Below are 13,582 nucleotides of genomic sequence, written 5' to 3' on the forward strand. Positions count from 1 at the left end.
TAATAGAACGACGTGTTCTATTATTGTTTCTCAAATCATATACGTTCTAAGCGGCTGCGCAATGCGATAATGCGGGTAACGTGCTGACAATGAAGACCGACCCGAAACTTCTCGAGTCGACGCTTGACTCCGACCCGGCCCTGCGCTGGCGGTTTGAACGGCACCTCGTCGGTGCACCGACCGAAGTCTGGCAGGCCACCAGGGCGCGGGTGAACACGGAGGGATTCGGGGCGCGACTGCTGGCCCTGCACGACGCCGATGGCCGATGGGTGGGCGGCGCGAAGCGTCAGATTATGGCCGGCTCAGCGCGACACGGTGCCGGTGAGTGAGGCGATCGCTCGCAGCACGAACGGCTGGGCGGCGAACGAGGCCGCGATCATCAGGGCGAGGGCGCCGGCGAAAATCCAGAACCCGAGCCATCCGTCAGCGTTTTGCGCGGCATACATGTGGTTCAGGTTGCGCAGCGCACCGGTTGCGAACACGAGAATCACGTGCACCGCGATGAAGGCCACGAAGAAGATCATCACCGGAAAGTGCACTGCACGGGCCAGTGCAATGGGGTAGAGCTTGCTCAGTCGCTTCGAGGTCCACGAGGGCGACATGCGCAGCCCGGTGGCCAGGGCCAGGGGTGCCGCGACGAACACGACGAGAAAATAGCTGATGGTTTGCAGGGCGTTGTAGTTGACCCAGCCGTCTTCGACCGGCCAATTCAGCGACGCGTATTGAAGGCCTGCGGAGAGGGCGTTCGGAAAGATTTCCCAGGTCACCGGGATCAGCCGAAGCCACTGCCCGGTCGCAACGAGCAGAACGTAGAACAGAACCCCGTTCACGACCCACAGGGTGTCAAAGGTGATGTGCAGCCAGAGATTCAGGCTGATCTTGATCGGCGGGGTCTTGGTGCGGATGAGCCCGGTGTTGTTACGTTTCCAGAACATGGTGGGACGCTTGGTGGTGCGGATCTGCCAGCCCGAGCGGATGATGAACAGAATGAAGAAGGCATTCAGACCGTGTTGCCAGGCGAGCCAGGCCGGAATCCCCACCGGGGCGGAGTCGGGCAGGGTCGTCGTTCCTGGATACTCGGTGAGGAAGGACTGCACGTCGGGCAGCGAACGGATGCCCCTGGCTGCGAGCACGATCACGGCCAGCACCACGATGGCCGCCGGAATGATCCAGACCAGCTTGAACCACCGGTTTTCGGCGAGGGTGGCGAGGCGGCTGCCCGATGAGGTCACTGCGCGCTGCTTCGTTTGCCGATCGCGTCGATGAGCTGGGGAACGACGGTGAAGACGTCCCCGACGATTCCGAAGTCGGCAATGTCGAAGATGGGGGCGTCAGCGTCGGTGTTGATGGCGACGATGGTCTTGGCGGTCTGCATGCCGGCCCGGTGCTGGATGGCACCGGAGATTCCCAGCGCGATGTAGAGCTGCGGGGAGACGGTCACACCGGTCTGGCCGACCTGCGAGGTCTGAGCTACGAACCCGGCATCGACGGCCGCGCGGGAGGCGCCGACCGCGGCGCCGAGGGCATCCGCGAGCTGCTCCACCAGCACGAATTTCTCCTGCGACTGCAAACCGCGACCGCCAGACACCACGGTTTTGGCGCCGCGCAGGTCGGGCCGGTCCGCGGCCACCGGGGTGGCCTCGGCGCTGTCGATCAGGGTCGATCGGGAGGTGTCGAGGTCGAGCGTGACGCGCATGACGGTCGCCGTTTTCGCCTCGGCACGGTCGTCGATCGCGCCCTGCCGCACAGTGATGACGGCGGGGCCACCCTGTACCGTCGAATCGACGGTGTACGCGCCGCCGAAGACGGAGTGCGAGGCGACGATCGCGTCGCCGTCCCGGTGCAGGTCCACGGCATCCGTCAGCAGGGCGCCCTGGGTGCGGAGCGCGACATGGGCGGCAATCTCGCGGCCATCGATGGAGTGAGCCACGAGAACGGCGGCCGGTTCGAGCGCGGTGAAGGCGGCGACGAGGGCTTCAACCTGCGGGGTGAGCAGCACGGCCGTGGTCTGGTCGGTTTCGCCGACGTAGACCTGTTCGGCTCCGAGAGCACCGAGCTGTTCGGCGAGGATGGCCGAGATGCCGGGCGCCGCGGCGACGACGGCGACCGGTGTACCCAGACGAGCTGCGGCGGCGAGCAGCATCGCTGCGGTGTTGGCGATGGCGCCGTCGGGCGAGACTTCAATGAGGGCGAGAATATTCGACATCTGTACCTTCCTAGATCAGACGTCCGGCGGCGAGAAACTCCGCGAGTTCAACGCCCGCGTTGCCGTGGTCGACGATCTTGGTGCCGGCCACGCGGGCCGGACGGGGGCTGGTCTGGGTGATCACGGAATGAGCGGATGCCGAGGTCGCTTCCAGCCCGAGGTCGGCCAGAGACCAGACCGTGACGGGCTTTTTCTTGGCGCGCATGATGCCCTTGAAGTTGGGGAACCGGGGTTCGGCGGACTGCTCGGTCACCGATACGACGGCGGGAAGCTGGGCGTGCACGGTCATCGACCCGTTTTCGGTGGCGCGGTGGCCGCTGACGGCATCCGTTGTTATGACGACGGAGTCGAGGTAGGTGGCCTGCGCCACGCCCAGCCGACCGGCGATGAGCGAGGGGAGCGTGCCGCCGCGGCCGTCGGTGGATTCGTTGCCGGCGATGATCAGATCGAACCCGGCCTTGGTGGCTGCGGCGGCAATGACCTCGGAGGTGCGCAGCAGGTCGGCTCCGGCCAGGCCGCCGTCGAGCAGGTGGATGGCTGAGTCGGCTCCCATCGCTAGTGCCTTGCGCAGCATGTCTTTGGCCGAGTCGGGCCCCATAGTGAGCGCGACGACCTCAGCGTCATTGCTGTCCTGATAGCTCAGCGCCACCTCGAGGGCACGCTCATTGATCTCGTCAATGACGCAGTCGCTCGAGACTCGATCGAGCCACCCCGTCCTGAGGTCGAGGGTGCGGTCGCCCCAGGTGTCGGGTACCTGCTTGACCAGAACAATGATTTTCATGATCTACTTCCTGCGAGCGTGTTGGTCTCGCCTGTTGTGCCGGCTAGAACTGCCAGGGAAACGGAGACCAGTCGGGTTCGCGGTGTTCGAGGAACGCTTCTTTGCCTTCGACGGCTTCGTCGGTGCCGTAGGCGAGGCGGGTGGCTTCACCGGCGAAGAGCTGCTGGCCGACCAGTCCGTCATCGATAGCGTTGAAGGAGTACTTGAGCATGCGGATCGCGGTTGGCGACTTCGTGAGGATGGTGTTGGCCCAGTCCAGCGCGGTCGTCTCCAGTTCCGCGTGCGGCACCACCGCGTTGACGGCGCCCATTTCGTAGGCGCGCTGCGCGTCGTACGGGCGGGCGAGAAAGAACACTTCCCTGGCGAACTTCTGCCCAACGTGCTGGGCAAAGTAGGCGCTGCCGTAGCCGCCGTCGAACGACCCGACGTCGGCATCCGTTTGTTTGAACATGCCGTGTTCCTTGCTGGCGATCGACAGGTCGCAGACCGAGTGCAGGGAGTGGCCGCCGCCGGCCGCCCAGCCGGGAATGACGGCTATGACGACCTTCGGCATGAAGCGGATGAGTCGCTGCACCTCGAGAATATGCAACCGGCCGGTGCTCACGGTTCCGTCGCGGTACTGGTAGCCGTCGCGGCCGCGGATTCTCTGGTCGCCACCGGAGCAGAATGCCCAGCCGCCGTCTTTGGGGCTTGGTCCGTTGCCGGTGAGGAGCACGACGCCGATTTTGGTGTTCTGCATGGCGTCGTCGAGCACCCGGTAGAGCTCATCGACCGACTGCGGGCGGAAGGCGTTGCGCACCTCCGGCCGGTTGAAGGCGACGCGGGCGACCCGGCCGGCGTTGTCGTGGTGGTACGTGATGTCGGCCAGCGCGGAGAAGCCGTCGACCGGCTTCCACAGGGACGGATCGAAAATTTCGGAAACCTGAGTCATGGTTTCAGCTTAGGTGTGCTCGGAGTTGGCACGGATCTCGGTGATGATGCCGGAGAAGTCCCGGCCACCGCCATCCGCGTCGGCGAAGCGGCGGTAGATCTGGGCGGCGAGCGGGGCGAGTTCGGCGGCGACGCCGGTGGCTTCGAGGGCGTTCACGGCCAGGCCGAGGTCTTTCGCCATGAGCGCTCCGGCAAAGCCCGGCTGGTAGTCCCGGTTGGCCGGGCTGGTCGGAACCGGTCCGGGCACCGGGCAGTTGGTGGTGAGGGCCCAGCACTGGCCGGAGGCTGCGGAGGCCACGTCGAACAGGGCCTGGTGGCTGAGGCCGAGCTTCTCGCCGAGCACGAATGCCTCGCTCACGGCGATCATGGAGATTCCGAGGATCATGTTGTTGCAGACCTTGGCCGCCTGCCCGGCACCGGACTCGCCGCAGTGCACGATCTTGCCGCCCATAACCTGCAGCACCGGCAGTGCCGACTCGAAGTCCGCGGCGTCGGCCCCGACCATGAAGGTGAGCGTGCCGGCCGTGGCGCCGCCCACTCCGCCGGAGACCGGGGCGTCCAGGCCGCGGTGCCCGGCCGCCACGAGGAGGTCGCGCGCCGCGCGGGCATCGCTCACGTCGATCGTGGAGCATTCGAGAAAGAGCGTGTTCGGCCCAGCGGATGCGATAAGTCCGGCAGCAGACCCGTCGCCCTGGTAGGCGCCGAGCACGTGCCGACCGCTGGGGAGCATGGTGATCACAATCTCGGCGTCGGCCACCGCGGCCGCCGCCGACTCAGCGACGGTGACCCCGTTCGCGGTCGCCTCCAGAAGAGCGGCGGGCACCAGGTCGTAGCCGATGACGGTGTGACCGGCCGCGACCAAGTTGGCGGCCATCGGGCCGCCCATGTGGCCCAGGCCGATGAAGGCGATTCGGTTGCTCATCTGTTTTCCTTCTTCAGGGTGTGGTGGTCAGGACCATCGTCAAACGGTGCGTCGGGCAGGTCAGTGGGCATCCGCCAGGGTACGCCCGATGATGAGGCGCATGATCTCGTTGCTGCCCTCGAGGATCTGGTGCACGCGCAGGTCGCGCACGACCTTTTCGACGCCGTATTCGCTGAGGTAACCGTAGCCGCCGTGCAGTTGGATGGCGCGGTTCGCCACCGAGAATCCGGCGTCGGTGGCGACGCGTTTGGCCATCGCGCAGAGTTTCACGCGGTCGGGGGCGCCGCGGTCCAGGGCATCCGCTGCCCGCCAGATCATGGTGCGGGCGGTTTCGAGCTCGGTGTCCATGTCGGCGAGTTCGAACAAGAGGGCTTGCTGGTCGATCAGCGGTTTGCCGAAGGCTTTGCGTTCTTTGAGGTAGGCCACGGTCTGGTCGAGCGCCCACTGGGCGCCGCCGAGGGAGCAGGCGCCCATGTTGATGCGGCCCCCGTTGAGTCCCTTCATGGCGATGCCGAAGCCGTCGCCCTCGGCGCCGAGCAGGTTGCCCACCGGCACGCGCACGTTGTCGAAGATCACCTGGGCGGTGGGCATGGCGTTCCAGCCCATCTTCTTCTCGTTCGGGCCGAAGGAGAGCCCGGGCGTTTCGGCCGGTACCACGAACGCGGAGATGCCCTGGTTGCCGGTGTCGCTCGTTCGCGCCATGACGACATAGACGCTCGAGGATCCCGCTCCGGAGATGAACTGTTTCACGCCGTTGAGCACGTAGCCATCGCCGTCGCGCACGGCCTTGGTGCGGAGCGCACCCGCGTCGGAGCCGGCATCCGGTTCGGTGAGGCAATAACTGCCGAGTGACGTCATGGCGGCCAGGCTGGGAACCCATTTTTTGCGCTGTTCCGTGTTGCCGAAACTGTCGATCATCCAGGCGACCATGTTGTGAATGGAGATGTAAGCGGCGATGGTGGGGTCGCCCTTGGCGAGTTCCTCGAAGATGTGCGCGGCATCGCTGCGGGTGAGGCCCGAGCCGCCCACATCTTCTTTCACGTAGATGCCGCCCATGCCCAGGCTGCCGGCCTCCTCGAGCACGTCGATCGGAAAATGTTTGGTCTGGTCCCACTCCACGGCGTGCGGGGCGAGCGCGGAGGTCGCGAAATCGCGCACCATTGCCACCAGGTCGCGTTGGTCATCGCTCAGCTGGAACATGCTCTGAACCTGCTTCCCTTGCGACGCTCTCTGTGCGCGACGCGGTAGTTGATCGACGCTGTAGTCGTCTCCGGCCAAGATACTAGGAAGCCCTAGTAATTGCTAGGGCTTCCTAGTATTTTTTGTTGTGGGCCATTTCGGCGCCGCGCTGGCGCGTGAGAACATAGCCGTGGGCATCCGCTCGCCAGTCAGGAGGACCGATGTCGTCAATACCCCCGTTGCAGACCGATCCCATCATCGAGGCGCGCCGCCACTGGGTCGAGCACGGCTGGGAAGACGCAGCCGACGGGATGGCCGCGGTCACCTCGATCATGCGCACCCAGCAGATCATGCTCGCCCGCATCGATACGGTTCTCAAACCGCTCAGCCTCACCTTTGCCCGCTATGAATTGCTCGCGCTGCTGAGTTTCACCCGCAGCAAGGCGCTGCCGATGGCCAAGGCCAGCGCGAGACTGCAAGTGCATCCCACCAGCGTGACCAACACGGTCGACCGGCTTGAAACGGCCGGACTCGTGCGCCGGGTGGCGCACCCGACCGATGGGCGAGCCACGCTGATCGAGCTCACGCCGCTGGGCCAGACCAGCGTGCTCGCCGCCACCGACGAGCTCAACGCTCGAGTGTTCACGCAGCCGGGCCTGGGTGCCGGTGAGGTTCAGAACCTGATCAGCGTGCTGACCGGTTTTCGCCGTGACGCCGGCGATTTCGTGGACCCCGACGTGGATGGTCACCTGCGGGACTGAACTTGTCACTTGAGAGCCTGCGTGTTTGAACAACTATGTTGACAGGACCGTAGGTCGACGGATCGCCTTCGACCGACATAGGAGCCAGCGTGGTTACCAGCATCTTCGTCAACCTCTCCACGAGTGACCTGGACCGGTCGACGACTTTTTTCGAGGCCCTCGGCTGGCACATCAACCCGGTGTTCACCGATGAGAATGCCGCCTGCATCGTGATCGAGGAGAACCTCTACCTCATGGTGCTCACCCGGGACTTCTTCGCCACTTTCACCGACAAGCCCATCGCCGATCCTCGTACGTCTGTGATGACGCTGACCGCTCGCACCGAAACGGCCGGACCCAATGTGGGCCCGGCCGCTACCTTCGCCGTTCAGGTTTAGAGGGAGGCGTCCAAGAGGCGCGGGGTAGCAGCATCCGTCATACCGGCCGTGATCGGGGAGGGCTTGAAGCCCTTCACGACCAGGTAGACGCCCAGCAAGAACTCCCACAGAGCGATCGGAATGACGGTGAGGCCGGACCAGGTCGACTGGGTCGGCATCACGAGCGGATGCCGCCGCTGGCGCCGCGTAGCCCTCGTCGTTCCCGTCTTACCCTGAGTAGGATCGTCGTACTGTCCGCTACACGAGCAAGGGAACTCATGGCCACCGGTGAGACGCAAATCGACAACGGTATTTTTCGCGTGACCAAGTGGACGATTGAACCCGGCGATGCCATTCCCATGCACGTGCACGAATACGAATATGTGGTCGTGCCCCTCGTGAGCGAAACCATGCACGTGATCAACGCCGACGGCTCAGAGATCGTCGCGGAAATTCGCAACGGTCAGAGCTACACGCGGCCACCCGGTGCCGAACACACCGTCGAGAACCGCGGCGCGCGCACCATCGAATTCGTCGAGTGTGAAAAACTCGCCTGACACAGCACCTACTCGGCTTGGTATTCAATCTGGTCCTGCAAGGCCAGCACATCGTCCTGGAACGCCAGGTAGAGGTTGGCAATGGTGGCGGTGCTGCTGATCGACGCGCCCAGAGACTCCTCACATTTGCGTAGCCGGTACCGAACCGTATTGGCGTGCACGTACAGGTGCCGAGCGCTTCGTCCGACATCCTGCTCCAAGGCCAGATAAACGATCAGGGTTTCAACCAGGTCGCTGTCCAGGTTGAGGGTCGCGACAAACTTGCGCAGTTTGTCCTCCAGCTGAGGTGCTTCGCGCCGTGCCAGCAGCCAACTGGCCAGGTCGACTTCGTCTAGTCGCACCACGGTGCGCTGCGCGCCGGGGTGACGGCCCGCCTGGGTGGCGCGGCGTCGCGCTATCTCCAGCGCCGTCTCGGCCTCGCGGAACGCCATCGGGGTGCTGGCCAGTTCGCTGAACGGCTCCGAGGTGCCGACGACGAGTTCGGTTCCGGCCAGGGTCAGCCAATCCACCAGCACGGCAGAGTCAGCGACCAGGGCATGAATGCTCGCCATCGTGCGGGAACCCCCGCCATTCTCATCCAGGAGCAGGCCCAGGCCGCCTAGGGCAGCTTCTTGCAGCAGTCCCTCGATCAGGTGCTTACCGGCAGGATCTCCGGACAGCGTGGAGATGGCGACAGCGCGCAGCGGCTCGTAAGCGGTGAAGCGGAACGGATTCATGCGATTCCAGTAGCGATGTTCGCGGGAGGGCGAGATTCCGTCTTGCAGGGCAACCAGCAGTTGTGCGTTTTCGTAGAGCTCGCGGGAGAGCCCAATCTGGGTGATCCCGTTGATGGCGCCGAGGAGGCGCTGAGTTGTTTGCAGCAGCACATCGCCGAGGTCATTCAGCATCGTGGAATTCCGACTGGCGAGCACGAGCCGGTAGGTCTTTCCGCGCAGGATGAGGGACTTTCCGATCGCATCCCACCGCCCAACGGTAAACCGTTCCTGAGCACCCCCGGATCGCTGCATTTCGGTCCACATGAGGCGGATGGGTCCTTCGCCGGCTGAAGCGACAACGCGACCGGAGTCTTCGTAGAGCACCGCCGATCCGCGGCAGGAGGAGGCCAGCTTGGCGATGAGCGCATCGATCGGCTGGTCGGCTGACATGCTCTGCAGAAGTTCATTCATGAACCAGGCCGCGCGTTTGAGCAGGTAGGCGTCAGCCGACAGTTTGGACTGGTTGACGAAGTTTTCGATGGCATAAAACGGAACGTCGGCGGCCACGGTGTACAGCGGAAATTTCTCCGATCGTGCCGCCGCAACCAGCGCCGTCGGAACCTCCTCGAAGTGCACGCCGACACCGAAGAACATCGCGGTGGTCTGCGCGGCTCGCATGTCCGTGATCAACGCCAGCGCCTGAGCGTCATCTCTTTCGTGGCCGATGAACAGGAGCCCGGTCGTCAGCATGATCGTCCTCGGCTCGACCCAGCGCCCCGGGTCGCCGAGTTCGCTCGTTCGTGCGGCCAGGACGATGCCGTGCGGATCGCCAGCGACCACCGATGTCAGACCCAAGGCCTTCTCGTTGACGACATCCCCGAGTGTTAAAGACAAGGAAACTCCCGATTTCAGGCGGCTCATCGTGTAAACATCCTGTTTCCTGGCGGCGGAAACGGGCGAAAGTCGCGCGTGTTTTGGAGTTTATCCAAAAAACGACGATCAGCGTTGCACACTATCCAGTGACAGGGTCGGAGGCCGTACGCATACTTGACCACAACCTGAACAGTCCGGAGGACACCCCATGTCGCAAGTCCGAGTCGCCGTTGATGTCGGCGGTACTTTTACCGACGTTTGTATTTTTGACGAGGAATCGCACAAAATCCGGGTCACCAAAGTTCCGTCGACGCCGCATGACCCTCTCGTCGCGGTCATGAACGGTGTGGCCCGCGCGAATATCGACCTCGAAGATGTCACGCTCTTCTCGCACGGCACGACCGTGGCCACGAATGCGTTGATCACCCGTAACTTTCCGCCGGCAGCGATGGTGACGACCCGAGGGTTTCGGGACGTCATTGAAATTCGTGACGGAACCAAGGACGACCTGTGGGACGCGTACAAGGATGTCTCCGGACCGTACATTCGCCGACGCGATCGCTTTGAAGTCACTGAGCGCATCGACTACGCGGGCAACACGGTCATGCCCCTCGACGAAGCGGATGCCCGCCGGGTCGCGCAGCTCCTGCGCAAGCGCAACGTCAACACCGTCGCCGTGTGCTTCATGAATTCCTACGCGAATCCGCAGAACGAAATTCGCATGCGGGAAATCCTCGAGGAAGAACTGCCCAACGCGACGGTATCAACCTCGGCCGAAATTCTTCCCGAAATTTTCGAACACGACCGGTTCAACACGACCGTCGCCAACGCCGTTCTCGCTCCGCTGGTGTCTGGGTACGTCAACCGTCTTTCCGACCAGCTCAAGGCCGGCGGCTACAAGGGAGACCTGCTGGTGCTGCACTCGGGCGGAGGGTCGATGACGCCCCGAATGGTCGAGCGCTATCCGGTTCGCCTGGCAGCGTCGGGGATCGCGGCTGGCGCGATCGCAGCCAAGCATGTCGCCCAGCAGTGCGGTTACGAAAACGCGGTGGGCCTCGACATGGGCGGAACCTCCACGGACATCGCGTTGGTCAGCGGAGGCGAACTGCGCATCACCAAGGAATGGCAGGTTGAATACGGGCACCCGATCATCTTTCCCAGCATTGATGTGCTGACGATTGGGGCCGGTGGTGGCTCGCTCGCCTATATCGACATTGCCGGATCCCTGCGGAACGGTCCCCAGTCCGCTGGCGCCGATCCCGGCCCGGCGTGCTACGACACCGGCGGCGACCAGCCGACGAACTCCGACGCCAACGTGGTGCTGAACCGTCTGGGCACGTCGCTCGCGGGAGGCGCGAAGAATCTGAACAAGGCACTCGCGACCGAGGCGATCAAGAAGGTCATCGGAGACCCGCTCAACATGCCGATCGCTGAAGCCGCCCATGCGGTAATCCAGGTTGCCAACGCCAACATGGCCGATGCTGTGCGCTTGGTTTCCATCCGCCGAGGGCACGACCCCCGCGACTTCGCGCTCGTCGCCTTTGGCGGAGCAGGCGCCCTGCACGGGGCAGAGGTGGCTCGTGAATTGAACATACCAACGGTCATCATCCCGCCGAACCCGGGCGTCGCATCCGCTCTGGGCTGTTTGCTCGTGGATATTCGTCACGACCTGTCCAGCATGTTCACCGGAATTGCAGCGGATGCCGACACCGAAGCGCTCGAGGGTATGTACGTCTCGCTCGAGTCCGAAGCGATGGCCCGCTTGCGTCAGGAACGCGTTGCGGACGAGAACGCCCTGCTGCAGCGGCAGATCTCCATGCGCTACCTGGGCCAGTGGCGTTCACTTTCGGTCAGCATCGGCTCGGGGGTGGGCGCCCTCGCCGAGGCGGTCGAAACGTTCCACGAACAGCACGAGCGTGAGTTCGCATTCAGCCAGAAAGATCAGCCGGTCGAGGTCTACCAGCTGCACCTGACTGCCATAGGAAAAACTCCAAAGCCGTCCTTCAAGCCGGCCGTGGAACTTAACGCAGATCCCGGAAGTCCGCGCGAAATTCGCCCCGTGTACTTCGGAGAACTGGGCTGGGTGGACACCCCGGTGTTCGATCGAGACGATATGCCGGCCGGCGCCATGTTCAGCGGCCCCGCCGTCATCGACCAGTTCGACTCCACCACCGTTATTCCGCCGAATACGACCGCAGTTATAGACGAGTGGATGAATATTCTCATCCACCTGGAGGAGATCTAAATGTCTGGAACGATCGCGGTACCGCTCGCGCCCACCACCGCGCTGGATCCGGTGACCTTTGAGGTGCTCAAGAACGCCTTCGCCACCAGCGTCGACCTGATGAGCGAGCAGATTCTGCGTACCTGCTACTCCTTCGTGATCTACTCCCGGGATTTTTCATCGGCACTGTGTGATGCCGCTGGGAACACGGTGATGCAGGGCAGCGGGGATATCGCCGTGCACGTGGGCACCCTGCATTTTCAGTGCAAGGCCGTGCTTGAGGAGTTCGGGACCGATATCAATCCCGGTGACGTCTTCGCGATCAACGATCCGTATCGAGGCGGAACCCACTTCAACGACGTGAGCTTTATCCGCCCGATCTTCTCGGGTGGTGAGGTCATCGCTTTCGCCCAGAACAAGGGCCACTGGGCCGATATCGGCGGCAACGTGCCCGGATCATTCGACGTGAACGCTAAGGAGCACTTCGGTGAGGGGCTGCGAATCACTCCCGTACGCATCTGGAGCCGTGGTGTGTTCCTGCACGACGTCGCCCAGTTGCTCGTCTCAAACACCCGTGCACCGCGCCAGGCGATGGGCGATCTTCATGCCCAGTCCGAAGCGACGGCCGTGTGCGAACGGGAGATACTGCGTCTCGTCGACCGGTATTCCCAGGCCACAGTGCAGCACGCTATGCAGGAAACCCAGGACTATGTGGAACGCACCGTTCGCCGCCGCCTGGAGGGCCTGCCTCACGGGGTTTGGGAGACCACGGACTACATGGACAACGACCCGGGCAAGGAGGAAGGGCTGGTACCGATCAAAATCAAGCTGACCATCGATGCCAACGGCATTCACTACGACCTGGCCGGATCGGCCCCGGTCGTGGCGACGTTTTTGAACTCCGGTTACGGCACGACATTTTCGGCAATTTACGCCGGAACGAAAACGTTCTTTCCGGATGTCCCGTTGAACTCTGGCTTCTATGCAGCCGTCACGGCTGACATCGGCCCGGAGGGAACGGTCGTCAACGCGGGCTGGCCGAACGCCGTGACCGGCTTCTGCTCCGGACCGTACGAGAAACTCATGAACGGCATCTTCGAGATCTGGTCCAAGATCATGCCGGAGCGGGCCATGGCCTGCGCGTTCAACCTGGAGTATCTGCTCGTCGGCGGAAAGGACGGCCGAACCGAGGACAGCCCCTACTTCATGTGGTACGACTGGATGGCCGGCGGTTGGGGTGGCCGGGCCAGCAAGGACGGCAGCGGCGCAACGGCGCCGGTCTTCGGAGCCGGCCTCGCCGTTCAGCCGGTCGAGGGTCAGGAACGCCTCTCGCCGGTGCTGACCTCGATGCACCAGATCGGCATGGATTCGGGCGGCCCAGGACGCTTTCGCGGCGGTGTCGGCATTGAGAAGGGTGGCATGCTCACCGACGCTCAGAATGCGGTCATGAGCTATTGCTGCGACCGGGCACGCTCCATCACCTGGGGGATCGAGGGCGGGCTCCCGTCGATTCCGCACGGGGTCTGGCTGAACAAGGGCACCGAGGGCGAACGCTTCCTCGGCTCCAACTTTTCCTCCGTTCCGGTGCAATCCGGCGACTCGTTCGTGCGGCCGTCGGCCGGCGGAGGCGGCTACGGTGACCCACTCGAGCGCACCTATCTGGAGGTGCTCGACGATGTCATCGACGGCTACGTATCCGTCGGGCGAGCAGCCAAAGACTACGGCGTGGTCATTACGGCCGTCGATCCCGATTTGGACGCCTACGAGGTCGACGAAGCGGCGAGCGTGGAGCTTCGACACGACATCGCTGCGCACCGTCTCGGGTGGCTGGCCGAAGACCCAGCAACGGTGTCCGCCCGATACATCAGCGGCGACATCGACATGCTCGACGTCATCCGTCGCTACGGCGTCATTCTCGACTGGGGTACCGGCGAGCTCTTCGCTACGACGACTCGGGAGCACCGGGCGCTGATGGAACGCCGATCCTCGTCGCACTGGCCGATCGTGCAGGCCTAGCCGCCGTCGGGTGGCACTCGAGTACTAGTCCGTAAGCAATTTGTGCATTTGCACACGCATCGCACGATCTCTCTTGCATTTG

The 13,582-nt window shown here is 63.7% G+C and carries 14 protein-coding genes; 6 read left to right on the forward strand and 8 right to left on the reverse strand.

The window, feature by feature from the left end; translation table 11 throughout:
- Nucleotides 1–89: 89 nt before the first annotated feature.
- Nucleotides 90–329 carry a hypothetical protein gene (locus tag E3T35_RS09455; protein ID WP_370449318.1) on the forward strand — a complete coding sequence of 80 codons (240 nt, stop codon included), beginning with the start codon at nt 90–92 and terminating at the stop codon, nt 327–329.
- Here E3T35_RS09455 and E3T35_RS09460 read toward each other — a convergent pair.
- The 6 genes from E3T35_RS09460 to E3T35_RS09485 are packed head-to-tail and all read right to left on the reverse strand — an operon-like array spanning nt 303 to nt 6,039.
- Complete coding sequence (locus E3T35_RS09460) at nt 303–1,232, reverse strand: cytochrome b/b6 domain-containing protein (RefSeq protein ID WP_134378748.1); 930 nt, start codon at nt 1,230–1,232, stop codon at nt 303–305. The genes E3T35_RS09455 and E3T35_RS09460 overlap by 27 nt on opposite strands.
- A complete protein-coding gene (locus E3T35_RS09465) occupies nt 1,229–2,206 on the reverse strand; it encodes an electron transfer flavoprotein subunit alpha/FixB family protein (protein WP_134378750.1) in 978 nt (325 codons plus the stop codon). Before E3T35_RS09465 ends, E3T35_RS09460 begins: the two co-directional genes overlap by 4 nt.
- A 10-nt stretch (nt 2,207–2,216) precedes the next feature.
- The gene (locus E3T35_RS09470) at nt 2,217–2,987 is read right to left on the reverse strand and encodes an electron transfer flavoprotein subunit beta/FixA family protein (protein ID WP_092339565.1); all 771 of its coding nucleotides are present in this window, start codon (nt 2,985–2,987) and stop codon (nt 2,217–2,219) included.
- Between the two features lie 43 nt (nt 2,988–3,030).
- Nucleotides 3,031–3,918 carry a 1,4-dihydroxy-2-naphthoyl-CoA synthase gene (locus tag E3T35_RS09475; protein WP_092339566.1) on the reverse strand — a complete coding sequence of 296 codons (888 nt, stop codon included), beginning with the start codon at nt 3,916–3,918 and terminating at the stop codon, nt 3,031–3,033.
- Between the two features lie 9 nt (nt 3,919–3,927).
- Entirely contained in the window at nt 3,928–4,839 is a 912-nt protein-coding gene (gene mmsB, locus E3T35_RS09480; RefSeq protein WP_104090964.1) for a 3-hydroxyisobutyrate dehydrogenase, read from the reverse strand.
- Nucleotides 4,840–4,899: 60 nt separating this feature from the next.
- On the reverse strand, nt 4,900–6,039 hold the full coding sequence (locus E3T35_RS09485) for an acyl-CoA dehydrogenase family protein (protein ID WP_134347004.1): 1,140 nt from the start codon (nt 6,037–6,039) through the stop codon (nt 4,900–4,902).
- 200 nt (nt 6,040–6,239) lie between these two features.
- On the opposite strand from E3T35_RS09485, the gene E3T35_RS09490 reads away from it, so the two are divergent.
- Both E3T35_RS09490 and E3T35_RS09495 read left to right on the forward strand, forming a co-directional pair.
- The gene (locus E3T35_RS09490; protein WP_092339569.1) at nt 6,240–6,779 is read left to right on the forward strand and encodes a MarR family winged helix-turn-helix transcriptional regulator; all 540 of its coding nucleotides are present in this window, start codon (nt 6,240–6,242) and stop codon (nt 6,777–6,779) included.
- Nucleotides 6,780–6,868: 89 nt separating this feature from the next.
- Nucleotides 6,869–7,156, forward strand: coding sequence for a hypothetical protein (locus tag E3T35_RS09495; RefSeq protein WP_174776446.1), 288 nt, complete (start codon nt 6,869–6,871; stop codon nt 7,154–7,156).
- On the opposite strand, the gene E3T35_RS09500 is transcribed toward E3T35_RS09495, so the two are convergent.
- Entirely contained in the window at nt 7,153–7,317 is a 165-nt protein-coding gene (locus tag E3T35_RS09500) for a hypothetical protein (RefSeq protein ID WP_198417796.1), read from the reverse strand. The genes E3T35_RS09495 and E3T35_RS09500 overlap by 4 nt on opposite strands.
- Nucleotides 7,318–7,413: 96 nt before the next feature.
- Here E3T35_RS09500 and E3T35_RS09505 point away from each other — a divergent pair, with 96 nt between their 5' ends.
- Nucleotides 7,414–7,692 (forward strand): cupin domain-containing protein, encoded by a 279-nt coding sequence (locus E3T35_RS09505; RefSeq protein WP_134378752.1) that lies wholly within the window; start codon nt 7,414–7,416, stop codon nt 7,690–7,692.
- 8 nt (nt 7,693–7,700) lie between these two features.
- Here the strand turns inward: E3T35_RS09505 and E3T35_RS09510 are convergent, their stop codons facing one another.
- Nucleotides 7,701–9,281, reverse strand: coding sequence for a PucR family transcriptional regulator (locus E3T35_RS09510; protein WP_241987913.1), 1,581 nt, complete (start codon nt 9,279–9,281; stop codon nt 7,701–7,703).
- 187 nt (nt 9,282–9,468) lie between these two features.
- On the opposite strand from E3T35_RS09510, the gene E3T35_RS09515 reads away from it, so the two are divergent.
- Together E3T35_RS09515 and E3T35_RS09520 are read left to right on the forward strand one after the other, a co-directional pair.
- Entirely contained in the window at nt 9,469–11,505 is a 2,037-nt protein-coding gene (locus E3T35_RS09515) for a hydantoinase/oxoprolinase family protein (protein WP_134347001.1), read from the forward strand.
- Entirely contained in the window at nt 11,506–13,500 is a 1,995-nt protein-coding gene (locus E3T35_RS09520; RefSeq protein WP_134378754.1) for a hydantoinase B/oxoprolinase family protein, read from the forward strand. It abuts the gene before it with no gap.
- Nucleotides 13,501–13,582: the final 82 nt, after the last annotated feature.

The organism is Cryobacterium sp. TMT1-2-2, from assembly GCF_004403505.1.
In the GTDB taxonomy this organism is placed as follows: domain Bacteria; phylum Actinomycetota; class Actinomycetes; order Actinomycetales; family Microbacteriaceae; genus Cryobacterium; species Cryobacterium flavum.